Source organism: Streptomyces sp. NPDC101490 (assembly GCF_044767145.1).
GTDB lineage: Bacteria > Actinomycetota > Actinomycetes > Streptomycetales > Streptomycetaceae > Streptomyces.
This window is the reverse complement of sequence record NZ_JBIWNI010000028.1, coordinates 1-25,332: the sequence shown is the minus strand read 5'-3', so window position 1 is coordinate 25,332 and position 25,332 is coordinate 1. Positions and strand designations below refer to the sequence as shown.

Annotated in this window: 8 protein-coding genes and 1 pseudogene; 5 read left to right on the top strand and 4 right to left on the bottom strand. The window is 73.6% G+C overall.

Annotated features, from left to right (window positions below; genetic code table 11):
• Window positions 1-182: 182 nt before the first annotated feature.
• On the bottom strand, window positions 183-7,316 hold the full coding sequence (locus ACIRQY_RS31845) for an amino acid adenylation domain-containing protein (RefSeq protein ID WP_403931405.1): 7,134 nt from the start codon (window positions 7,314-7,316) through the stop codon (window positions 183-185).
• A 236-nt stretch (window positions 7,317-7,552) separates the two neighbouring features.
• Between ACIRQY_RS31845 and ACIRQY_RS31840 the strand changes: the two genes are divergently transcribed.
• Entirely contained in the window at window positions 7,553-16,954 is a 9,402-nt protein-coding gene (locus ACIRQY_RS31840) for an amino acid adenylation domain-containing protein (protein ID WP_403931403.1), read from the top strand.
• Window positions 16,955-17,246: 292 nt separating this feature from the next.
• Window positions 17,247-18,230, top strand: a complete 984-nt coding sequence (locus ACIRQY_RS31835; protein WP_403931401.1) for a class I SAM-dependent methyltransferase — start codon at window positions 17,247-17,249, stop codon at window positions 18,228-18,230.
• 382 nt (window positions 18,231-18,612) lie between these two features.
• Here ACIRQY_RS31835 and ACIRQY_RS31830 read toward each other — a convergent pair whose 3' ends face one another.
• The gene (locus ACIRQY_RS31830) at window positions 18,613-19,242 is read right to left on the bottom strand and encodes a helix-turn-helix domain-containing protein (RefSeq protein WP_403931399.1); all 630 of its coding nucleotides are present in this window, start codon (window positions 19,240-19,242) and stop codon (window positions 18,613-18,615) included.
• 56 nt (window positions 19,243-19,298) lie between these two features.
• Here ACIRQY_RS31830 and ACIRQY_RS31825 point away from each other — a divergent pair, with 56 nt between their 5' ends.
• Genes ACIRQY_RS31825 through ACIRQY_RS31815 form a run of 3 tightly spaced genes read left to right on the top strand, consistent with a single transcriptional unit; the run spans window position 19,299 to window position 22,703 of the window.
• On the top strand, window positions 19,299-20,567 hold the full coding sequence (locus ACIRQY_RS31825; protein ID WP_403931398.1) for an MFS transporter: 1,269 nt from the start codon (window positions 19,299-19,301) through the stop codon (window positions 20,565-20,567).
• On the top strand, window positions 20,564-21,661 hold the full coding sequence (locus ACIRQY_RS31820) for a sulfotransferase family protein (protein WP_403931396.1): 1,098 nt from the start codon (window positions 20,564-20,566) through the stop codon (window positions 21,659-21,661). The genes ACIRQY_RS31825 and ACIRQY_RS31820 overlap by 4 nt, the downstream gene beginning before the upstream one ends.
• Window positions 21,662-21,710: 49 nt before the next feature.
• Entirely contained in the window at window positions 21,711-22,703 is a 993-nt protein-coding gene (locus tag ACIRQY_RS31815) for a quinone oxidoreductase family protein (protein ID WP_403931394.1), read from the top strand.
• Window positions 22,704-22,842: 139 nt separating this feature from the next.
• Here the strand turns inward: ACIRQY_RS31815 and ACIRQY_RS31810 are convergent, their stop codons facing one another.
• Window positions 22,843-23,712 carry a D-alanyl-D-alanine carboxypeptidase gene (locus ACIRQY_RS31810; RefSeq protein ID WP_351792461.1) on the bottom strand — a complete coding sequence of 290 codons (870 nt, stop codon included), beginning with the start codon at window positions 23,710-23,712 and terminating at the stop codon, window positions 22,843-22,845.
• Window positions 23,713-24,907: 1,195 nt separating this feature from the next.
• Window positions 24,908-25,332: pseudogene (locus tag ACIRQY_RS31805) on the bottom strand (glycosyl transferase); the annotation flags it as partial.

The window sequence follows — 25,332 nt, the reverse complement described above, 5'->3', positions numbered from 1 at the left end:
GCCCTCGTCCCGTACGGGCTCCGCGACCGCCGTCCGGTACGGGCCTGCGGCCCAGGTCCCGCATCGGCGACCGGCGTCCCGTCCGTGACCGTGACCAGCCGCCGCCCCGGCCCGGTGGTGCCCGCCACGGACGGTCCTGATGTCCGGGGCGGGCAGGCCTGGGCCGGGGCGGCGGCCGTGCGTCAGGAGCGGACGAGCCGGTCCAGGACACCGCGCAGGCTCTCCGCCAGCGCGGTCAGATGGGGCTGCTGGAGCATGGTGTGGTGGTCGCCCGGGACCGTGTGGAACTCGAAGCCGCCCTGGGCGAGGACGCGCCACGGGCGGGTCCTGGGCCGGTGCGGCTGCTCCCGCGCGGAGAGGAGCACCAGGCGGCCGTCGACCGGGCCCGGCCGGTGCCGCAGCAGCGCGCGGGTGTTGGCCTCGAAGACCCGGACGCGTTCCCTCATGTCCTCCCGGATGCCCGCCGGGACGAGGGAGGCGTGTTCCAAAAGGTCCAGGAGGGCCTCGTCCTGGCGGTCCGGCGACAGGCCGCGCAGGGCGGCCTCGTCGTACCGGGGCGCCGGCACGCCCGCCAGACCGGCCAGGTCGTGGACGAAGCCGCCCAGGAGGACCGCGCGGTCGGGGAGTTCCCCACCGAGGTACGGGGGCATCCCGGTGTCCAGCATGACGACCAGCGCGGTCTCCTCGCCGACGGCGGTCAGGAGCGCGGCCATCTCCGCGGCCACCACACCGCCCAGGGACCAGCCGCCGAGGTGGTAGGGGCCGTGCGGCTGGACGGCGCGGATCGCCTCGACGTACCGCGCGGCCAGGTCGGTCAGGGAGGTGGTGACCGGTCCGCCGTCGAGTCCCGGGTCCTCCAGTCCGTAGAGGGGCTGTTCGGGGTCGACGAGACGGGCCAGCGGAAGGTAGGGGACGACGGAGCCGCCGACGGCGTGGACCAGGAAGAGCGGCGGCCTGCCGCCAGTGGGTTTGATCGGTACGAGCGGCGAGGGCTGGGGGCGGTCGCCGCTGGGCGCGTGCGGCGCCTCGGGGCGGTCACGGCGGGACGGGTCGAGCAGCACGGCGGTCATCTCCACGGTCGGAGCGGCGTACAGGTCGCGCATGTCCAGTTCGACGCCGAGCTGTCGGCGGATCTCGGCGCGCAGCCGGGTCAGGTCGAGGGACGTGCCGCCCAGGTCGAAGAAGCTGTCGAGGACACCGATCCGGTCGGTGCCCAGGAGGGCGGACCAGATCCGGGCGACCGCGTGCTCGGTGTCGGAGCGGGGGGCGACGAACTCGCCGACGCGGCTCGGCTCCGGCGCGGGCAGCGCGGCCCGGTCCACCTTGCCGTTGCCGGTCAGCGCGATGCGGTCCACCGGCACCAGCGCGGAGGGCACCATGTAGTCGGGCAGCCGGGCCGCCAGGTGCGTGCGGATCCCGGCGAGGTCGCCCGTCTCCCCGGTGACCACGTAGCCGACGAGCCGGTCGTCGCGTACGGTCACGCACGCGTGGGTGACGCCCGGGTGGGCGGCGAGGACGGCCTCGATCTCCCCGAGTTCGATGCGGAACCCCCGGATCTTGACCTGCTGGTCGATGCGGCCCAGGTACTCCAGGCCGCCGTCGGCGCGGCGGCGGGCCAGGTCGCCGGAGCGGTAGAGGCGGGCGCCAGGGGCGCCGCCGAACCGGTCCGCGACGAAGCGCTGGGCGCTCAGGCCGGGCCGGTGCAGATAGCCCCAGGACAGTCCGGCGCCGCCGACGAGGAGTTCGCCCGGTACGCCGATGGGTGCCGGGCGCCCGGCCCGGTCGACGACCCACAGCGAGAGGTCGGGGATCGGCTCGCCGATGGGGCTGGCGTTGTCCTCCAGGAGTTCCCTGGTCAGCGGGCAGTGCGTGACGTGGACCGTGGTCTCGGTGATCCCGTACATGTTGACCAGCCGGGGGTGTTCCTCGCCGTGCCGGTCGAACCAGCGGCGCACCGAGTCGATGTCCAGGGCGTCGCCGCCGAAGATGACGTACCGCAGGGAGAGCGGCACCGGGCGTTCCTCGTCGGCGGCGACGAGCTGGCGGAAGGCGGCCGGGGTCTGGTTGAGGACCGTGACCCCCTCGCGGGCCAGCAGGCCCTGGAAGTCCTCGGGCGAGCGGGTCTGCCAGAACGGCACCACGACCAGTCGGCCGCCGTGGACGAGGGCGCCCCAGATCTCCCAGACGGAGAAGTCGAAGGAGGAGGAGTGGAAGAGCGTCCACACGTCCCGCTCGTCGAAGCGGTACCGGTCCTGGGTGGTCCGCATCAGCCGGACGACCTGGCCGTGCGGGACGGTGACCGCCTTGGGCGTCCCGGTCGAGCCGGAGGTGTAGATCAGGTAGGCCAGGTCCGCCGCTGTCGCGGTCGCGTCCGGCACGGGGAGGTCGCCGTCGGTGTCGGCGTCCAGGAGCAGCGGGGTACCGGGCACTTCCAGTCCGCTCTGGGTGACGACCACCGAGAGGCCCGCGTCGGCGGCCATGGCGGCGAGCCGCCGCGCCGGGTGGTCGGGATCGAGCGGTACGTACGCGGCTCCGGCACGGAGGATGCCGAGGACACCGACGACGAGGTCGGTGTCCCGGCGGGTGCAGAGTCCGACCAGGCTGCCCCGGGTGATGTCCCGGGCGGCCAGCCGGGCGGCCAGGCGTTCGGCGCGCCGGGCCAGTTCCCGGTAGGTCGTCCGTTCCTCGCCCGCGACCACCGCGACGGCGTCGGGGCGCAGCCGGACCTGTTCGGCGAACAGGTCCCACAGGGAGCCGTCGGCCGGTGTCTCGCGCCGGGCCGCGCTCCACTGGTACAGCAGTGCGGTCTCGTCGGGTCCGGTGAGCTCGAAGTCGCAGACCGTGGCGTCGGGTTCGGCGGCCGCCCGGGTCAGGACGCGGCCCAGGTGTTCGAGGAGCCGGGTGATCCGGTCGTCTTCGAAGAGACCGGTGGCGTACTCGGCCTGGAGCCGTAGTCCGCCGTCGGCGGTGACGGTGGCGTGGGCGGCCAGGTCGAAGCGGGCGACCCGGCCGGAGACCGGCAGGGGTTCGGCGGTGACCGGTCCGAACGCCGCTGCGGCTGCGGGGACTTCGTCGGCGTGCAGGGTGAGGCTGATCTGGAAGAGCGGGTTGCGGCCGGGCTCGCGGGCCGGCCGGAGCCGTTCGACCAGGGTGGTGAAGGGGAGGTCCTGGTGTTCGGCGGCGCCGCGTACGGCGAGTTCGCAGCGGCTCACCAGTTCCCGGAAGGAGGGGTTGCCCGCGACGTCGGCGCGGAGCACGACGGTGTTGGCGAAGTAGCCGACCAGCGGTTCCAGTTCGGGGCGGTCGCGGCCGTAGAAGACCGATCCGATGCCGATGTCGTCCTGTCCGGTGTGCCGGGAGAGGACGACGAGGAATCCGGCCATCAGGACGGACAGGAGTGATCCGCGTTCGGTGTCGGCCAGTCGGCGCAGTGCCGTACCGAGGTCGTCGTGGAGGACGAGTTCCGCCGTGGCTCCGGGGTGTCCGGCGCCGGTGCCGCGCGGGCGGTCGGTGGGGAAGTCGAGCTGGGGCAGGGCGTGGAGCTGTTCGCGCCAGTAGCCGAGCTGTTTGTCCAGGACGTCGTCGGCGAACCGGGCGCGCTGCCAGACGGCGTGGTCGGCCGGCTGGATGTCGAGGGCGGGGAGGGAGCCGTCCGGATCGGTGTACAGGGTGGACAGTTCGTCGAGCAGGACACCGGCCGACCAGCCGTCGGCGATGATGTGGTGGGTGCACAGCACCAGGACGTGTTCGGTCGGGCCCAGCCGGAGCAGTTCGGTGCGCAGGAGCCGGTCGGCGGCCAGGTCGAAGGGGCGGGTGGCGGCCCCTTCGAGCGCCTCGGTCACCGCGTCGGGGTGCGTCGGGGTCACCGTGAGCGGCCAGGACGCCGGTGCGGGGTCGGTCACCTGGACGGGCACGCCGTCCACGGCGACGAAGCGGGTGCGCAGGCTCTCGTGCCGGGCGACCAGCAGGCCCAGCGCGCGGGAGAGCCGGTCCGCGTCGAGGCGGCCGCGCAGGCGCAGGGCGAGCGGCACGTTGTAGACCGGGGAGGCGGGGTCGAGCTGGTGCAGGAACCAGAGGCCCTCCTGCTGGTACGAGAGGGGCGGCGCGGTGGTGCGCGGGGCGGCGGGGATGCGCCGGGTGGCGCCGGGTTCGGCGAGGCGGGTGGCGAGTTCGGCGACGGTGGGGGCCTGGAAGAGGGTGGCGACGCCGAGGTCCGCGCCGAGGGTGGTGCGGATGCGGTTGATCAGCCGGATCGCGAGCAGCGAGTGGCCGCCAAGGGTGAAGAAGCCGTCGTGGACGCCGACGCGGGGTATCTGGAGCACTTCGGCGAACAGGGCGCACAGGGCGCGTTCCCGGTCGTCGCGGGGGGCGACGTGCTCGGTTCCGGAGGCGGTCTCGTCGGGTGCGGGGAGCAGTCTCCGGTCGATCTTGCCGTTGGGGGTGAGCGGCAGCTGCCGGAGGGGGACCAGGGCGGCGGGCACCATGTACGGGGGCAGTACGGAGGCGGCGGCGGCGCGGATGCCGGTGAGGTCCGGGGAGGGTACGGCGGGCACCAGATAGCCGACGAGGCGTTTGTCGCCCGGCCGGTCCTCACGGGCGTGCACATGGGCCTGTGCCACGTGCGGGTGGCGGACCAGGACGCTCTCCACCTCGCCGGGTTCGACCCGGAAGCCCCGGATCTTCACCTGGGTGTCGGCCCGGCCCGCGAATTCGAGGGTGCCGTCGGCGCGCCACCGGGCGAGGTCGCCGGTGCGGTACATACGGGTGCCGGGCGCGCCGAACGGGTCGGCGAGGAAGCGTTCGGCACTCTGGCCGGGGCGGCCGTCGTAGCCGCGTGCCAGACCGGCGCCGGAGGCGTACAGCTCGCCGACCACGCCGACCGGTACGGGCCGCAGCCGGTCGTCGAGGACGTACACGGCGGTGTTGTCCATGGGCAGGCCCAGGGGCACGCTGTCGGGCACCGTGTCCGGGTCGCGCAGCGGCATCTGGATGGAGCACATGGTCAGTTCGGTGGGGCCGTAGGTGGCGCGGACGGTCAGGCCGGGGTGGCGGCGCAGGACGGCGCGGACCGCGGCGGGGCTGATGACGTCGCCGCCGGTCATGACCTCGCGCAGTCCGGTGAAGCAGTCCGGGTCCTCCTCGGCGATGACCTGGAAGAGGCCGGAGACGAGGAGGACGTCGGTGAGTCCGGCGGCCCGTACGACGGTTCCGTCGACGTCGCCGACGGGTGCCACGACGACTTCTCCTCCGGACAGCAGCGGCACCCAGATCTCGCAGGTGGACGCGTCGAAGGCATGGGGTGAGTGGAGCAGGGCGCGGCGGGGCCGTTCGTCGTGCCAGCAGCGGTCGCGGGCGAAGGCGAGCACGCCCCGCTGGGTGGTGACGACGCCCTTGGGCGCGCCGGTCGAGCCCGAGGTGTACATGATGTACGCGGCCTGTTCGGGGTGCGCGGCGGCGGCCGGGACGGCGGCGCGGTCGGCCTCGGTGGCCCGGAAGCCGGTCACCGTCAGGGTCTCGATGCCCGTGCCCGAGCCCGAGCCCGTCCCTGTGCCCGAGGCCGTGCCCGTGTCTGTGCCCGTTCCCGTGCGTGTGCCGCTCGCCGCTTCGTGGTCGCGCAGCGCGTCGTCGACGAGGAGCAGTTCCGCACCGGCCTGCCGGAGCATGTCCCGGAGCCGTTCGGTGGGCGCGGTCAGCGGCAGCGGTACGAAGCAGCCGCCCGCCTTGAGCACGGCGAGCATCGACACGATCAGGTCGGCGGAGCGCTGCTGGAGGAGGGCGACCCGGGTCTCCGCCGTGACGCCCAGGCGGCGCAGACGGCCGGCCAGCAGGTCGCTGCGCCGGTCCAGTTCGGCGTAGTCGAGGGTGCCGTCCGTGTCGGACACGGCGGGGGCGCCGGGCGTCAGGGCGGCCTGCCGGGTGAACGCCTCGGCGAGTCCGGTGGGTGTCTCCGGCCGGGTCGTGCCGTTCCAGACGCGCAGCAGGGTGTCGCGTTCGCGGGCGTCGAGGAGGTCGATGTCGCCCAGGGCCCGGTCGGGGTCCCGGACGGCTTCTTCGAGGAGCCGTACCAGGCGGTGTCCGAGGGCCGTGACAGTGTCCCGGTCGAAGAGTTCGGTGCGGTGGACGAGTTGCGCGGACAGCCCGAGGGGGGTGCCGTCGGGGGCGTACCGGTCGGTGAAGGCGACCGACAGGTCGAAGTGCGCCGCGATGGTCCGGTTCCGCAGTTCGGTGACGGTCAGGCCGTCCAGCGTGTAGTGCGCGGCGGCGTTGTTCTGCAGGACGAGCGCGACCTGGAAGAGCGGGTGCCGGTTGAGCGCCCGGCTCGGGTTGAGGGCCTCGACGAGCCGGTCGAAGGGCATCTCGGGGTGGGCGAGGGCGGCGAGGTCGGTCTCCCTGGCCCGTGCCAGGAGTTCGCGGAACGTGGGGTCCCCGCCCGTGTCGAGCCGTAGCACCAGGGTGTTGACGAAGAAGCCGATGAGGTCTTCGAGGTCCTCTTCGGCACGGCCCGCGTCCATCGTGCCGAGCGGGATGTCGGTGCCCGCGCCGAGCCGGGTCAGCAGCGCCGCGAGGGCCGCGTGCACGACCATGAACAGCGAGGCGTCGGCCTCGCGGGCGAGCCGCAGCAGGCGTTCGTGCAGCTCCGGGGGGAGTTCGAGGAGGACTTCGCCGCCGTCGTCGCCGGAGATCTCCGGACGGGGCCGGTCGAGCGGCAGCGGGAGTTCGTCGGGCAGGCCGGCGAGCCGGGCGGTCCAGTGGGCGAGGAGGTCCGCGCCGTCCGGGCCCTGGAGGAGTTCCCGCTGCCAGAGGGCGTAGTCGGCGTACTGGACGGGCAGGGGCTCCCAGTCCGGCGCGGCGCCGGTGCGGCGGGCCGCGTAGGCGGTGGCCAGGTCGCGGCCGAGCAGCGCCGTGGACCAGCCGTCGCCGACGATGTGGTGGAGCACGAGGTACAGCGTGTGGTCGTGCTCGTCGGCGCGCAGCAGCCACACCCTCAGCGGCAGGTCCGTGGTGAGGTCGAAGGCGTGCCGGGCCAGCCGGTCCAGTGCCGTGGGCAGTTCCCCGGCCGGGACGTCGAGTTCGGTGAGGAACTCGGTGACGTCGACGGTGTCCCGCACCCGCTGCCGAGGCTCTCCCTGGACCTCGGGGAAGACCGTGCGCAGGCTTTCGTGCCGGGCCACCAGATCGGCCAGGGCGGAGCGCAGGGCCGGGGTGTGGAGCGGGCCGTCGAGCCGGAGCGCGAGCGGCAGGTTGTAGGTCCAGGCGCCCGGGTCGAGGCGGTTGAGGAACCACAGGCGTTGCTGCGCGAAAGACAACGGGAACACGGATCCTCCTGCGCCTGCGAGACATCGACGGTCGTCGGCCGCACACGATAGGCCGGTGGGGCGCGGGGCAGGGCGGACGGCCTCGAAACGGCCCCGCCCCCTGGGGTTCCGGCGGCCTCTTCTAGGGGTTGTCGGGCCGCTCGGCGCCCGCTCATCATGGGCCAGCCCTCATGGACCACTCGTCACGGGCCAGCCCTCATGGGACCACCGGCACACATCGATCATGGAGAGCCGCGATGCCGTTTTCGCCGGAGCGCTTGCCGTCGGCCGCTGTCGAACCGTCCGAGTCCTTGCACGGTCTGGTGGCCGGGCACGCGGCGCGGCGCGGTGACGCACCGGCCCTGCGCTGCGGACCGGTCGAGCTGAGCTACGCCGAGCTGGACGTCCGGGCCAATCGGCTGGCGCACGTGCTGCGCGGTCGTGGCATCGGCGCCGAGGACGTGGTGGCGCTCGCGCTGCCCCGCTCGGTGGAACTCATCGTCGCCCTGCTCGCGGTCGGGAAGGCCGGGGGCGCGTTCCTGCCGGTGGACGTCCGTCACCCGGCCGAGCGGATCGCGTTCATGTGCGCGGACAGCGCGCCCCGTCTCCTGCTGACCGCCGGGCCGGGGGTTCCCGCGCTGCCCGACACCCCGGGAACCACCCAGCTGTCGCTGCCCGAGCTGCTGGCCGAGGCCGCATCGGCGCCGGTGACCGCCCCGGACCCGGTGGACCGTCCGCTGTCCCTGGCGTACGTCATCTACACGTCCGGTTCGACGGGCCGCCCCAAGGGCGTCGCGGTGCCGCACCGGGGGCTGCCGCCGTTCGCCGCCGACCTGGTGGACCGGATGGCGGCGGGCCCCGGCTCCGTGGTGTCGCAGCTCGCCTCGCCCAGCTTCGACGCCATGATCATCGAGGTGCTCCTCGCGTTCGCGCCGGGCGGCACCCTGGTCGTGTCGCCCCCCGGCACCCTCGCCGGGGAGGAACTGGCCGCGTTCCTCGCGGACCACCGGATCAGCCACGCCTTCGTTCCGCCGTCGGTCCTCGCGACCGTGCCCCGGACGGAACTGCCGGAGCTGCGGTCCCTGATGGTCGGCGGTGAGGCCTGCGGCGCGCGCCTCGTGGACCTGTGGAGCCCCGGCCGCCGCATGGTCAACGGCTACGGCCCCACCGAGACGACCATCGCCGTCACCCTGTCGGCCCCGCTCGTCCCCGGTCCCGACGCCCCGCCGATCGGCTTCCCGTCCGGTGACACCCGTCTGTACGTCCTGGACGACCGACTGCGCCCGACGCCCCCCGGCGAGATCGGCGAGCTGTACGGCGGGGGCGACGGGGTGACCCGTGGGTACGTCGACCGCCCCGGGCTCACCGCGCAGCGGTACGTCGCCGATCCGTTCGGGGAGCCGGGGGCCCGGATGTACCGTACGGGCGACCTGGTGCGGCGGCTGCCGGACGGTCAGCTCGCCTACTGCGGCCGGGCCGACGACCAGGTGAAGATCCGGGGGCTGCGGATCGAGCCGGGGGAGATCGAGGCGGTCCTGGCCGGGCATCCGGCGGTGGAGCAGGCCCGCGTCCTGGTCCACGAGGACCAGCGGGGCGAGAAGCGGCTCGCCGCCTATCTGGTCGGCGCACCGGCGCGGGACACCGACGACGGCAACGCGGAGCGGCACGTCGACGAGTGGCAGCAGATCTACGACACGTTCTACGACGGGTCCGACCGGGCGGCCTTCGGCACGGACTTCTCCGGCTGGAACTCCACCTACACCGGTGAGGGCATCCCGGTCGAGGAGATGGCCCGCTGGCGGGAGGCCGTCGTCGCCCGCGTACGGAGCTTCGCCCCCCGGCGCGTGCTGGAGGTCGGCGTCGGATCGGGGCTGATCCTGACGCCACTGGTCGGCCTGGTGGACGAGTACTGGGGCACCGACTACTCGGCGTCGGCGATCGAGGGGCTGCGCGAGCGGCTCGCCGGTGAGCCGGACGTCGCGGGGAAGGTCACCCTGCGCGTCCAGGCCGCCGACGTCACCACCGGTCTGCCCCGGGGCCGTTTCGACACGATCGTCATCAACTCGGTCGTCCAGTACTTCCCCGACGAGCGGTACCTGCGGGACGTGCTGGCCAAGCTCCTCGGTCTGCTCGCCCCGGGCGGCCGGCTGCTCGTGGGCGACGTACGGTGCCTGCCGCTCGTGGACAGCATGTGGACCGGCGTCCGGCTCGGGCAGCTCGACCACGATCCGGGCCCCGGCGCACTGCGCCGCGAGATCGAGCAGGCGGTGGTCCTGGAGAAGGAACTCCTGATCCACCCGGGCCTCTTCGGAACCGTCGGCGCCGGAGCCGTGGACGTACGGCTCAAGCGCGGCGCCGACCACAACGAACTGACCAAGCACCGCTACGACGTGGTGCTGCACCAGGACGGCGCCGGTGCCCAGGACCTGTCGGCGGTCCCGGCGCTGGGCTGGGGGCTCGACGTGCGGGGCCCGGAGGAGCTGGCCGCCCGGCTGGCCGACGGCGCCGCGCTGCGGCTCACCGGGGTGCGCAACGCCCGGGTCGCCGGTGAGGTCGCCGCCGCGCGCGCGGTCCGGGCGGGCGCCCCGGCCGGGACCGCGCGCGCCGCGCTCGACGGACCGGACGACCGGATCGACCCGGAGTACTGGCACGCCCTCGCCGAGGCGCACGGCCGCACCGCCGTGGTCACCTGGTCCGCCGAGGGACCCGACCTGCTCGACGTGCTCTTCCCGGCGGCGGACGGCGGGCGGGTGCTGGACGGCGTGTACCTGCACCGGGCCGCTACCAGACCCACCGACACACCCGGCTTCCCCGGCACGCCCGAGTCCGCCGGGTCCGCCGGCTACCCCGGCTCCGTCGCGCCCTCGGAATCCGCCGCCATCGCCGCCTCCCCTGAATCCGCCGCCCCCGTCGGCGATCTCACCGGGTTCACCGGCTTCACCAACGACCCGATCGCCACCCGCCGTCGTGGGCTGCTCGTCGCGGCCCTGCGCGACTGGTCCAAGGAACGGCTCCCCTCCTATCTGGTGCCCTCCGCTTTCATGGTGCTCGACGCGCTGCCCCTGACCGCGAGCGGCAAGCTGGACCGGCGGGCGCTGCCCGAACCCGACTTCCGCGGCGACGCGTCCGGCCGGGCTCCCCGTGACGCGCGGGAGAAGCTGCTCTGCGAGCTCGCCGCCGAACTGCTCGACCGGGCCTGGGTCGGCATCGACGACGACTTCTTCGACCTGGGCGGCCACTCGCTCCTCGCGGCCCGGCTGCTCAACCGGATCCGGGGCGCCTTCGGCGTCCGGCTGGGGCTCGACGCGCTGTTCGCCACGCCCACCGTCGCCGGTCTCGCGGCGGCCATCGCCGGGAGCGCGGGACAGGAGGCACCGGCGCTGGTCGCCGCCCCGCGCCCGGAGCGCGTTCCGCTGTCCTGGGCCCAGCAGCGCCTGTGGTTCGTCAACCGGATGGATCCGCTGGGCTGGACCTACAACCTGCCCGTGGTCCTGCGGCTGACCGGCCCGGTGGACCCGGCCGCCCTCGTCGCCTCGGTCGGGGACCTCCTCGCGCGGCACGAGTCACTGCGCACCGTGTTCGAGGAGCGGGACGGGCAGCCGTACCAGCGGGTCCTCCCGGAGGTGGCGGCGGACGCTCTCGTACAGGTGCTCGACGTGGCCGGGGACGACCTGGACGGGGCCGTGAGGGCCGTGTGCCGCGAGCCCTTCGACATCACCGCCGACGTGCCGGTGCGGGTGCGGCTGCTGAGCACCGCGCCGGACCGGCACACCCTGGTCCTCGTGCTGCACCACATCGCCGGGGACGGCTGGTCGATGGGCCCGCTGGCCCAGGACCTGGCCACCGCGTACGCGGCACGGGCCGCCGGGACGGCGCCGCGGTGGGAGCCGCTGCCGGTGCAGTACGCCGACTACGCGCTGTGGCAGCGCGACCTGCTGACCACGGCGTACCAGGAGCAGCTGACCGGCTTCTGGCGCGGCTACCTGGCGGACCTTCCGGAGGAACTCGCCCTGCCCTACGACCGGCCCCGTCCCAGCGGCGCCGACCACGCGGGCAAGCTGCTCCCGATGCGGATACCGGCGGCGCTGCACGCCGAGCTGCTGGCGCTGGCTCAGCAGAGCCGCACCACCCTCTTCATGGTGCTGCACACGGCCCTCGCCGCGCTCTTCACCCGGCTCGGCGCGGGCACCGACATCCCCATCGGCACCGTGGTCGCGGGGCGCGGCGACGACAAGCTCGACCATCTGGTCGGCTTCTTCGTCAACAACCTGGTGCTGCGCACCGACACCTCGGGCGACCCGACCTTCCGTGAGCTCCTGGAACGCGCGAGGACCGGCGACGTGGCCGCCCTCAGCCACCAGGAGCTGCCCTTCGACCGGGTCGTGGAGGCGCTCAACCCGGCCCGCGCGCTCGGTCGTCACCCGCTCTTCCAGACCATGCTGGTCCTGCAGAACAACGCGGACGCCGACTTCGGCCTGGCCGGTCTGGACGTCGAGGTGGTCCGGTCGACGCCGTCCGCCGCCCAGCTCGACCTGTTCGTGAACCTCACCGACGCCTACCGGCGGGACGGCGCCGCCGACGGTGTCGTCGGCGAGATCGTCTACCGCACCGGGCTCTTCGACCCGGCCACGGTACGCGCGCTGGCCGACCGCTTCGTCCGTGTCCTGCGGGCCGTCGCCACCGACCCCGACCAGCGGCTCGGCGGGCTCGACGTCCTGGACGACGGCGAACGCGACACCCTTCTGCGCTCCTGGAACGACACCGGGCGGCCGCTGCCCGACGCCTCGATACCCGGGCTGTTCGCGGAGCGCGCCGCCGCGACGCCCGACGCGGTCGCGGTCACCGGGCCGGTCGTCCTGACCTACGCCGAGCTGGACCGGCGCGCCAATCACCTGGCGCACCGGCTCGTCGCGGCCGGAGCGGTCCAGGACCGGCCGGTGGCGCTGCTCCAGGAGCGGTCGGCCGATCTGATCGTGTCCATGCTCGCCGCGCTCAAGGCCGGTGCCTCCTACCTGCCGTTGCCGTCGGCCGTGCCCCCGGACCGGCTGCGCCGGATGTGCGAGCTCGCGGGCGCGGCCCTGCTCGTCACCGACCGGCCCCATGACCTGGCCGGACTGACCGTACTGGCGCCGGAGGACGGCGCGGCGGCCGAGCCGCCCCGCCCGGAGCCGCACCCGGACCAGGCCGCGTACGTGATGTTCACCAGCGGCTCGACCGGTGCGCCCAAGGCGGTCGTCCTGACGCACCGGAACGCGGCCGGGTTCGTCCGCGACCGGCTCTGGCGGACCGGGGGTACGGTGCTGATGCACTCGGCCACCGGGTTCGACGCCTCGGTGCACGAGATCTGGACCCCGTTGCTGACCGGCGGAACGGTCGTGGTGGCTCCGGGGGAGGTCCTCGACGACGCCGGTCTGGCGCGTGCGGTGGCCGCGTCCGGGGTGGACCGGGTCTGGCTCACCTCCGGCCTGTTCGCGGCGCTCGCGGAGGACCCGGAGTGCTTCGCGGGCGTCCGGGAGGTCCTGACCGGCGGGGACGTCGTGTCCCCCGCGGCGGTCGGACGGCTCCTCGACCGGCACCCCGGTCTGACCGTCCGGGCGCTGTACGGTCCGACCGAGACCACCACCTGCTCCTCCCGGTTCTCGATGTCCGGGGCGGCGGCCGTGCCCGGCCGGGTGCCGATCGGCGCCCCGATGGACAACACCCGGCTGTACGTGCTCGACGGGCGGCTCCAGCCGGTTCCCGCCGGGGTCCCGGGCGAGCTGTACATCGCCGGTTCCGGCGTGTCGCGCGGGTACGCGGGGCAGCCCGACCTGACCGCCGAGCGGTTCACCGCCGATCCGTGGGGGCCGCCCGGCGAACGGATGTACCGGACCGGTGACATCGCCCGGTGGCGTGCCGACGGCACCCTGGACTTCGTCGGGCGGGCCGACGCCCAGCTGAAGATCCGCGGCTTCCGGGTCGAACCGGCCGAGGTCGAGTCCGCCCTCACCGCACTCCCGGAGCTCGCCCAGGCGTTCGTCACCGCCCACGAGGACCGTGGCGGCGAACGCAGGCTCGTCGCCTATCTGGTGCCCGGCGGCGCGGCTCCGGACCTCGCGGAGGTACGGGACCGGATCGCCTCGGCGCTGCCCGACTACATGGTGCCCAGCGCCTTCGTCGTCCTCGACCGGCTGCCGCTCACGGCGAACGGGAAGCTGGACCGGCGGGCCCTGCCGGAGCCCGAGTTCGAGACCGGCGGCGGGTACACGGCGCCGCGCACCCCCACCGAGGAGATCCTCGTCGCGCTCATGGGCGAACTGCTCGGCAGGGCCCGGGTCGGCGCCCACGACAGCTTCTTCGACCTCGGCGGGCACTCGTTGCTCGCCACCCGCCTGGTCAACCGGATCCGTACCCACCTGGGGGCGGACCTGGGCGTCGCGGACCTGTTCGAGGCTCCCACGGCGGCGGCGCTCGCCGCCCGGCTCGGCTCGGGCGAGGGGGCGCGGCGGACCCGCGCCGCCCTGGTCCCGGGCGCCCGGCCCTCCCCGCTGCCCCTGTCGTACGCCCAGGAACGGCTGTGGTTCCTCTCCCGCTGGAACGGGCTGGGCTGGCCGCTGGTGCTGCGCCTGGACGGGCCGCTGGACACCGGGGGGCTGCGCGCCGCGGTGGGCGACCTCCTCGAACGGCACGAGACGCTGCGCACCCTCTTCCCGGAGACCGACGGGGCTCCCCGTCAGCAGGTCCTGGAGGTGGCGGACCCCGACGAGGTGCTGCGGATCACGGAGGTGGACCCGGCCGGTCTGGACCGGGAGCTGACGGACGCGGCCGGGCACCGGTTCGACCTGACCACCGAGCTGCCGCTGCGGCTCCATCTGTTCCGTACCGGTCCCGACCGGTACACGCTGCTGCTGCTGATGCACCACATCGCGGGGGACGGCTGGTCCCTGGCTCCGCTGAGCCATGACCTCGCCCAGGCGTACGCAGCCCGGGTCCGGGGTGACGCCCCGGTCCGGCGTCCGCTGCCGGTGCAGTACGCCGACTACACGCTGTGGCAGCGGGCCCTGCTCGAAGGACCGGCCGGGGAACGCCTCACGGCGTACTGGTCCGAGCGGCTCGCCGGGCTCCCCCGGGAACTGGCGCTGCCCTACGACCGGCCCCGGCCCGACTCCTCGGAGCTGCCGGGCGCCCTGCTGACGGTCACCCTGCCCGCGCCGCTGCACGCCGGTCTGCTGGAGCTGGCCCGGCGGACGCACACCACGCTGTTCATGGTGCTGCACACCGCGCTCGCGGCGCTGTACACCCGGCTCGGGGCGGGCACCGACATCCCCGTCGGCACCACGGTCGCCGGGCGCAGCGACGACGGTCTGGACCAGTTGATCGGCTGCTTCGTCAACAGTCTGGTCCTGCGGACCGACACCTCGGGCGATCCGAGCTTCCGTGAGCTGCTCGGCCGGGTGCGGGACCTGGACCTGGCCGCGTACGCCCACCAGGAGCTGCCGTTCGACCGGATCGTCACCGCGCTCAACCCCGAGCGGTCGCTGAGCAGGCACCCCCTCTTCCAGACGATGCTGGTGCTGCAGAACAACGCCGGGGCCTCGGTCTCCCTGCCCGGCGTGGACGTGTCGCCCGCACCGTCCGAGGGCGCGGTCGAGGCCGTCCGGGTCGGTCCGGTGGACTTCGACCTCAACCTGAGCTTCACGGAGCACCACGGCGAGGGCCGGGTGCCCGAGGGCGTCACCGGTGAGGTGCGCTACCGCACCGATCTGTTCGACCGGGACACCGTGGTCTCCCTGACGGACCGCCTGCTGCGGGTCCTGGGGGCGGCCGTCGCCGATCCCGACGTGCCGATCGGGCGCGTCGACCTGCTCTCGGAGGCCGAGCGGCGGGCCGCGCTGTCGGAGCGGGACGACATCGCGCGGCCGGTCGTGGACGAGGACCTCGCCGTGCTGTTCGCCCGGCGGGCCGCCGCCACCCCCGACGCGGTCGCCGCCGTCGAGGGCGACCGGACGATCGGCTACCGGGAGCTCGACCGGCGCGCCAACCATCTGGCGCACCTGCTGGTGGCGGCGGGGTGCGGGCCGGACGAGCCGGTGGCGGTGAGTCAGCCGCGCGGCATCGACTACCTCGTGTCGGTGCTCGCCGTGGTCAAGGCCGGGGGCGGCTATCTGCCGCTGCCCGGGTCGGCGCCGCTCGCCCGGCGCCAGCGGATGGTCGACCACATGCGGGCGCGGCTGCTCGTCACCGACCGGCCCACGGACCTGACCGGGGTCACGGTGCTCACGCCCTCCCCCGGTGCCGAGGAGCGGGGTCCCACGGCTCTGAGCCACCCGGACCGCACCGCGTACACGATGTTCACCAGCGGTTCGACCGGGACGCCGAAGGCGGTCAGCGTCTCGCACCGCAGTGTCGCCGAGTTCGTCGCCGACCGGGCCTGGGAGCGGCTGCGCCCCGCCGACGCGCTGATGCACTCGCCGACGTCGTTCGACCCGTCCACGTACGAGATCTGGCTGCCGCTGCTGACCGGCGGCCGGGTGGTGATCGCGCCCGAGGGCGATCTGGACACCGAGGTGCTGGCCCGTGCCATCGTCGAGGGGAAGGCCACCACGGCGGTCTTCACCTCGGCGCTGTTCAACCTGATGGTGGCCGAGGCCGCACCGGCGCTGGCCGCGCTGGACCTCGTGTGGATGGCCGGTGACGTGGTGTCCCCCGGGGCGGTCGCGGACCTGGTGGCCGGGGCGCCGCGGACGGCGGTCGCGGCGGCCTGGGGCACCACGGAGACCACCGTCATCTCCTCCTGGTACCCGATCGGCACGGTGCCCGCGCGTACGGTGCCGATCGGGCGGGCGATGGACAACACCCGGCTGTACCTGCTCGACGAGCGGCTGCGGCCGGTGCCCGCCGGGGTGCCCGGTGAGGTGTACGTGACCGGGACCGGCCTGGCCCGGGGGTACGCGTACCAGCCGGACGTGACCGCGTCCCGGTTCCTGGCCGACCCGTACGGCCCGGCCGGTGGGCGGATGTACCGCACCGGGGACCTGGCCCGGTACCGGGCGGACGGGGTGCTGGAGTTCGAGGGCCGTGTCGACGCGCAGCTGAAGGTGCGCGGGTTCCGGATCGAGCCGGCCGAGGTCGAGGCGGCCCTGACCGGGCATCCGGAGGTGGCCCACGCGACGGTCACGGGGGACGGTGAACGGCTGATCGGCTACCTCGTGCCGTCGGACGTGGACGTGGCCGCCGTACGGGCGCACGCCGCGCTGACGCTCCCGGACCACATGGTGCCGAGCGTGTTCGTCACGCTGGACCGGCTGCCGCTGACCGGCAACGGCAAGGTCGACCGGAAGGCGCTGCCCGCGCCCGGCCCCGGCGCGTCCGACACGGCCTACGTGGCACCCAGGGACGAGCGGGAGGCCGCCCTGTGCGCGATGTTCGGCGAGGTCCTGAAGACCTCGCGGGTCGGCGTGCACGACAACTTCTTCGACCTCGGCGGCCACTCCCTGCTCGCCACCCGGCTGCTCAACCGGGTGCGGACCCGGTTCGACGCGAGCCTCAGCGTGGCCGCGCTGTTCGAGTCGCCGACGGTCGCCGCGCTCGCCGCGCGGCTCGGGCGGGCGGAGAACCGCACCCGTCCCAGGCTCCGCCGGCGCACCGGCGACACCGGGGCGGAGGCGGATTCCCGGTGAGAACGGGCCCGGACGTCCCGCGCGTCCGGGCCCACCGGAGCGGTCGGCACACGACCGGCCCTCCGTCGGTGTGACGGGCGGCGCGGACCTCGGCGAACCCGACCGGTCCGCGCGGCGCCGTCGCACGCGCCCACGCCGCCCACCCCGCCACCCCGCCGTCCCGCCGCCGAGCGGTGGCGGCGGGCCTCAGACCCGTACGGCGCTGACGGCGCCGTGCCCGCCCGGCCGGGAACCGTACCGGCCCGGCACCGTGGAACCCGAGATGATCGTCGAAATGGAGTGGGAGAGCGCGATGTCAAGCATCAGTCCCCCTGAGACCGCGGCCGATCTCGCCGCCGTCGCCACCCTGCTGGAGATGGCCGACCGGCTGGGTGTCATCCCGCTGCTGGAGCGCGGCGAGCCGGTGACCGTGGCCGAGCTGGCCGTGGCCGCGAACGTGCCGGAGGAGGGCATGGGCGGTTTCCTGTCCGTGCTGGTCGCCGCGGCGCTGCTCGTGCCGACGGGCGTGAAGGAGTTCCGGGCCTCGGACGACTTCGCCGACCGGATCCACCAGTCGGGGTACCTCACCTGGTCGTTGCGGGCCAACCAGCCGTACGTCCAGCATCCCGCCGAGTTCCTGCGCGATCCGGTGGCCGCCGCCGCGCAGTACCAGCGGAACGGGCGCGAGGTGGCGGTCAGTTCCCGGTGGATCGGCAGCCAGGGCTTCTACCCGGCCGCCACCGAGGCAATCCTCGCCGTCCGGCCGCGCAGGATCGTCGATCTCGGCGCCGGTGCCGCCGGTCTGCTGATCGACCTGCTCGGCAGACTGCCGGACAGCACCGGGGTGGCCCTGGACATGAGCGCGGGGGCGTGTCAGGAGGCGGCCCGCGCGGCGGAGTCGGCGGGCGTCGGCGACCGGCTCACGGTGGTGGAGCGGCCGATCCAGTCCGTCGCGGACGACCCCTCTCCGGTCGCCGGCGCCGATGTCATCCACGCCGGGTTCGTGTTCCACGACATCGTGCAGGAGGGCGACGTCTTCGACCGCGTGCTGCGCAGGTGCCGGGAGGCGCTGCGGCCGGGCGGCATCATGGCGATCACCGACGCGGTGCCGTACGCGTCGGCGGAGCGCGAGCGCAGGTTCAGCGCCCTGTTCACCTATCTGCACGCCGGGTTCATGAACGTGACGCTGCCTCCGGAGGAGGACTGGCTGGACCGCTTCCGGCAGGCCGGATTCGACCAGGCCCGCTGTGTGCCGCACCGGTTCCCCGGCGGACGGCTCTTCATCGCGGCCAAGTGAGGCCCGGAGGACGTCCGACGCCCCTCCCTGACGGAGACCCGACGGCTCTGCCTGGCGGACGTCCGACGATCCTGCCCGGCGGGCGGGCCGACCGGACCTGAGGGGCGCTCCCCCGCGCCTCGGGTCCGGCCCCGCCGGTACCCGTGCGGGAGTACGACCCCTGACGGCCAGGACGGGCCGGACCCGGGGGCGCTGTCACGCGCCCCGGGTCCGGCCCGCCCGCGCGTGCGCGGGAGTGGTCCGACGCCTGCCACCTGGGGTGGAGCTGCGCCCGGCCCGCGCGTGCGTGCGCGGGAGCAGTCCCCGGGCGGTGACGCGGGCACCGTCGAAGTGCGGCCCGCACACACGTGCGCGGGAGGCCACGCCCTCTGGAGGCGCGGGGCTACGCGGTCGGCTCTCCCGCCGGTTCCTTCGGCGCCCAGAACATCAGCAGGAACTCGACCGGCACGACCGCCTTCTCCTCGTCGTCGGGCCGGTTGAACTCCTCCATCAGCGCGGACAGACGGGACCGGAACTCGGTGGCCCGCTCCGGCGTCAGCCGCCGGTCCAGCGCCACGACCATCGGGCCGAGCGGGTCGGGCTTCTCCCCGGCCTCGGGCTCCGGCTGGAAACGACCGCTGATGATGTCCCGTACGAGCCGGTCGCGGAAGTCGTTCAGCGTCACGGCGAACGCGTCGGCCAGGTCACCCGCGTTGCCCGGCGCCGCCAGCAGGTCACGGCTCAGCCGCAGGGCGAACTGCGCCACCTGGTACTGGCTCTCCTGGATGCCGGAGACCATCCGGGTCTGCGCCACCTTGATCAGGCCCGCCGCTTCGAGGACCTTGATGTGCCGGTAGAGCCGTGTGGTCGGCTGGTCCAGGAGCCGGGCGATGTCCTTCACCCGGTGCGCGGCGCGCACATCGCTCATCATCGCGCGCAGGATCGCCAGTCTCAGCGGGTCGGACAGGGCCTTCAGCGTCTCCACGTCGTCCACCTCCCGGACGACCGTCACCGCGTCGGCATCGTCAGCCATGGGCCCAACTCCGTTTCCTCGTAGCAAACTATTCACGCACATGCTACCTTTCACGCATGAGTGAACGCTTACGTCAGGGTGATAGCACGGCTTCCGCCACGCCGGTGCCCCTGCGCCGTAACCGGCGTTTCCAAATTCTGTGGATCGGGGCGGCATCGGCCAACCTCGGCCTCGAAACAGTGGAGGTCGCCTATCCCCTGCTGATCATGTCCTTGACCGGGTCTCCCGCGCTGGCCGGCCTGTTCGGTTTCGCCCAGATCGGCACCGCCCTCCTCGTCGGACTGCCCGCCGGGGCGGTGGTCGACCGCTGGGACCGGCGCCGCATCCTGCTGATCTCCGAGGCGGTCCGGGCGCTCACTCTCGCGTTCATCGTCCTCACCCTGGTGACCGACCGCGCGAACTTCGGTCTGCTGATCCTCGCCGCGATCGTCCTGGGCGCCGGTACGGCCTTCGGCGCACCGGCCCGGATGCTGCTGATCCGCGCCGTGGTGCCGGACCATCAGCTGACCGCCGCGCTCAGTCAGGACGAGGCCCGCAGCGGAGCCGCCGCCCTGGCCGGACCGCCGCTCGGCGGCGCGCTCTACCTGGTGTCGCGTACGTTCCCGTTCCTCGCCGCGATCATCGGCTTCGTGATCTCGTTCGTCTGCGCCCTGCTGGTCCGCGTACCGAAGGCGGAGCCGCCCGCCGAACCGGTGGAGCGGGAGAGGAAGAGCGCGCTGGGCCCGCTGACCACCGCCTTCTCCGGGGTGGTCGAACTCCTCGGCGACCGGCTGCTGCGGTCCGCGCTGCTCCTGATCAGCATCTTCTACTTCAGCATCACCGCCGCGATCCTGATGGTGATGGTGACCCTGCGCGACCAGCACCACTCCCCCGGCACCATCGGTCTGGCCCTGTCCGGCACCGCCGTCGGGATGCTCGTCGGCTCGGCGCTGGTGCCGAGGCTCAACCGGCTGCTCAGCCCCGGCGCGCTGCTGATCTCCGCGTCCACGCTGACCACGGCGGCGGTGGCCCTCCTCGCGGTCCCGCTCGGACCGGTCTGGGTCTTCGCGATGCTGACCCTGGCGGCCCTCGGACTGCCCGCGCTGAAGATCCTCGTCGACATCATGATCTTCCGGCAGACCCCGGACCACCGCAGGGGCCGGGCCATCGCCGCGACCATCACCCTCATCGGGGCGGGCTCCCCGCTCGGCTCCCTGGTCGGCGGTGTGTCCCTGCAGTTCCTCGGAGTCACCGGCGCGATCGTGCTGATCGCGGGCGCCCAGGCCGTGATCACCGTGGCAGGGCTCGCGAACCGGCACGTCAGGTCCGCCCGCTGGCCCGCATGAGAACCCGCCTCCTCACGAAAGCGAGCTCCGCCGTGCTCAAGCAGCCCATCTTCGTCGTCGGCCATCCCCGTTCCGGCACCAGCCTGGTCCGGGGCCTCATCGAACGCAGCGAGCACGTCTGGAGCATCGGCCGCGAGGGCAAGCCGATATGGGAACGCGGCGGCCTCCACCCCAGCAGGCGCGGCTGGGACTCCAACGCCCTGGACGCCTCCGACGCGACCCCCGAGGTCGCGGCCCGGCTCGACGCCGACCTGCTCGCCGCCGCGCGCAGGCCCGGTGCGGAGTGGTCCGTCGAGGACAAGCTCGACCACCTCGCGTTCATCAGCGCCCAGGGCCTCCAGCCGTACTACTACGACGTACCGCTCAAGGCCCTCAGGGAACGCTTCCCCGGCGACCTGCCCGAAGGACCGCCCACCACCCGGGACGGCGGCGAACTCGACGAGATCACCCCGTTCTGCTTCCCGCCGCGCGGACCGCGCCCCACCGCGGACGAACTGGCCGGGGGTATCCGGCTGGTGGAGAAGAGCATTCAGTCCTGCTTCCGCATCCCCTTCCTCCAGGCCCTCTACCCCGACGCCACCTATGTGTTCGTCGTCCGTGATCCGCGCACCAGCATCGGCTCCCTCATGGACGCCTGGCTCAACCCGAGGATGTTCTTCTCCTACCCGGTGCCCGTACCGCTGCGCATCCAGGGCTACTCGGACGTGTTCCCGTGGGGCAAGCAGTGGTGGAACCTGAGCCTGCCGCCCGGCTGGCGGGACTGGGTCGGACTGCGGCTGGCCGAGGTCTGCGCGCACAACTGGCAGGCCCACAACCGGGCCGTCCTGGACGCCGCCCGCGCCCTCGCCCCCACCGGCAACTCCGTGCTCGTGCGCTACGAGGACGTCCAGGCCGACCCGGTGGCCACGATGGAGGCCGTGGCGGAGGCGGTGAAGCTGCCCTTCACCGATGCCTGGGGCCGCCGCGACCTCCCCGTCGTGATGACCCAGACCGCTCCCGACCCGGACAAGTGGCGCCGTCACGAGCACGAGATCCGCCAGGTCCTGCCGATCGTCCGCGACCTCGCCGAAGAGGCCGGTTATGACCGGCTCTGAACCCCGGGGCATCCGGCCACTGCCGGACGGCCGCCGTACGATCCCCGCCATGAGAGCCATTCAGGTCAGCCGGTCCGGCGCGCCGGACGTACTCGAACCCGTCGAACTGCCGCGCCCCGTACCGCGCGCGGGAGAGGCGCTGGTACGGCTCACCGCCGCCGGGGTCAACTACATCGACGTCTACCTCCGCTCCGGCCTCTACGCGAAGGAACTGCCGTACGTGCCCGGACAGGAGGGCGCCGGTACCGTCGTCGAGCTCGGCCCCGGTGTCCGCGAGGTCGCCGTCGGGGACGTGGTCGCCTGGGCGAACCTGCCGGGTGCCTACGCGCAGTACGCGGTGGTACGGGCCGACCGGCTGGTGCCGGTGCCGGACGGACTCGCCGCCGAACAGGCGGCGGCCGTCCTGCTCCAGGGCATGACCGCCCACTACCTGTCCGCCGACACCTGCCCGGTCCGGCCCGGCGACACCGTCGTCGTGCACGCGGCGGCGGGGGGCGTCGGCATGCTGCTGACGCAGTTCGTACGGCTGCGCGGCGGCACGGTGATCGGCACCGCGTCGACCCGGGCCAAGGCGGAGGCCGCGCGGTCCGTCGGCGCGGCCGAGGTCGTGGACCACACACCGGGGGCCCTGCTCGCGGCGGTACGGCGGCACACCGGCGGTCTCGGCGCGGCGGCGGTGTTCGACGGCATCGGCGGTCCGACGTTCGACGAGAGCCTGGCCGCGCTGCGTCCGCGCGGGGTCCTGGCGGTCTACGGGCAGTCCGGCGGCGCGGTGCCGCCGATCGACCTCCAGCGCCTCAACACCGCCGGATCGGTGTACGTCACCCGTCCGAACCTGGAGCACCACATCCAGGACCGGGCCGAACTGCTCCGGCGGGGAACGGACGTGCTCGGGCTGGTGCGCGACGGACACCTGCGGGTCCGGATCGGACAGCGGTACGCGCTCGCCGACGCGGCGGACGCCCACGCGGCCCTCGAAGCCCGTACCACGGTCGGCAAGACGGTGCTCACCTGTTCCCCGGCGCCCGAGGTCTCCGGCTGAACCGGACGGGCCCGCGCACCGGCCGGGGGCTCAGGCCGCTCGGGCGGGCGGGATGCCCCGGCCGCCTCCCGCCGAACGGGAGGCGGCCGGGAGCCGCGACCGGCACGCTCAGCGGTGCCCGCGTGCCGGTCGCCGTCGGCTACTTCGCGAAGCCGTAGTCCAGCAGCTTCTTCACGTCAGCCGTGCGGTTCGCCTCGTTCGGCGCACCGAGCACCGCGCCGATGACCGTCTTGCTGCCACGGGTGGCCGCGAAGACGAGGCAGTACTTGGCCTGCGGACCCGAACCGGTCTTCACACCGATCGCGCCGCTGTACGTGCTCAGCAGCTTGTTGGTGTTGCTCCACGCCATGTACCGGTAGCCACCGCTCCTGGTGGTCACCTTCTGGCTCGTGGACTTCGTCTTCACGATCGCGCGGAACGTGGAGTTCTTCATCGCGCTGCTCGCGATCTTCGTCAGGTCGCGCGGGGTCGAGTAGTTCGACCCGTTGCTGATCCCGTCGAAGGAGTCGAAGCGCGTGTTCGTCAGGCCCATCCTCCTGGCCTCGTCGTTCATCTTGCCGATGAACGACTTGACCCGGGCCGCCCGCGTGGTGCCGGTGCCGAACTTGTCGGCCAGCGCGTAGGCGGCGTCGCACCCCGACGGCAGCATGAGGCCGTAGAGGAGCTGACGAACCGTCACCTTGTCCCCGACGATGAGCCGGGCCGAGGAGGCGTTCTTGGCGACGATGTAGTCGCTGTACGCCTTGTCGATCGTGACCTTGGCGTCGAGGTTCAGGCCCCGCTGGGCCAGCACCACCTTCGCCGTCATGATCTTCGTGGTGGATCCGGTCGAACGGCGGGTGTCCGCCGCCTTGCCGAACAGCGTCGCGCCGGTCCCGTTGTTCATCACGAAGCCGCCGGGGGCCGTGATGGACGGGGCGGGCCGCGTCGCGGCGTGCGCCCCACCGGTGAAGAGGCCACCGGCCAGCACGGCGGAGGTCGTGACCGCGACGGTCACGGCACGGCGCACGCGCGGTGTCGTAGATATCAAAATGCTCTGCCCTTGGTAGGAGTCGTCGTCACACGAGGCCCGTACGGACCTCGCGCACACAAGACGCACGGGGGACCCGAAGAGATGTACGACCGGGACGTGATCTAGCTCGCATTCCGCCGCAGCCCTCCCGCCCCTCCCGGCCGCCCCTCTCCCGGCCGCACAAGGGCCCGGGTACGAGCCGGGGCACGGCCGAGGGCGCCCCCGTGAACCCCCCGACGGCACGGCCTCCCGCGTGACTTCACGCTGCCCCGGGCTCACTGAAACGTCGAGATCGCGGGCCGTGCCGCATGTCCGGGGCCATGAGAGAGCTCGCGCGAGGACGCCGAGGCCCCCGAGGCCGACGGCCCCGCCGGTGAGCGCCGCGCCCGGCCGGGATCGCCTTCACCAGCACGCCGTCAGGAGCTCGCCATCCGCGCCGGCTTCCCGGCCTCGGGGTCCGTGTTCCCGCCCACGGTGCCGACTCCGGAACGGGGCGGACCTCGGTTCGCCGCAAGCGCCGGATCGAGTCAGGGGGTGGCGTACCGGGCATCGCCGGTGATGTCGGCGCGGTCGCTCCGACGGTCCAGCCGGAGCCGTCGGCCAGAGGGTGGCCGCTGACGGGGCGGCCGATGCCGCAGTCCGGTCGACAGGTGGTGCGGGAGTTCAGCGTCGGCGGGCCGCGTCAACGAGCGGTCACCACGGTCGCCGCGCGACAGGATCCCGCCGTCCGCCGAGGGCGCCGCCTCGCGAGTCCGTCCGGCGCGACCTCCGTATCCGAGATCCAGGCGATCGGCACCGTCCGCACGGTGTCAGCGCGTCTCCGAGCTCGTCGAGTACCCGGCGTGTGCGCCGGAGGCGCTCCGCGCATGCGTATCGGCCGGTCGGTGCGTCGAGCACGGCGCGTCAGGGCTTCCGGAATCCTCTTCCCCCGAGGAGGTCGGGAACAGGGAACTCTCCCACGCGTCCAGCCCGAAGAGCATGAGCATGATCAGCACCACAAGCAGCACGACAACCACGACCATGACGCCTCCCGACGGAGCACGGATCACGGACACCCGGTGCGACCCCTTCCGCCAGTCTCGGCCACCTGGGGGAACCCCGCTCGACAGGGCGCGACCGCGTAGGCCACTCGGGTGAGACCGCGATGGGCTCGTCTGCCTCCCGAAGGTGGACGAAGGGCCCGCGCTTCCCTTCAGTCCTCGCTCGCGACCGGGCCGACGCCGGCGGTCTCGGCGTTGCGGCGGGTCTTGGCCCAGCCGGTCCTGCCGCGGACGAGACGGACGAAGCCGCGGGTGGAGACGATGAAGAGGTGGTAGGCGTAGAGCCAGAGCGCGAAGCCCCAGAGGAGGCCCTTGAGGCGAGAGCGGTCGGGGGCGAACTCGCGGCGGTAGACCGGGCCCCAGGCGGCGAACGGGACGATCGACACCACGGCGAGGGCAAGGGCGAGCGGCCAGGCGGCGAGCAGGACACCGTCGCCGACGATGACCGCCGTCAGCAGCAGGACCGCCAGCAGAAGCGCGGTGAGGTGGGCGATGGGCTGGAAGAAGGTGTAGAGGGATTCGAGGACGCCGCGGGCTTTGTAGTGGCGGGAGCCGATGATGCGGGTGGCGTAGCGGA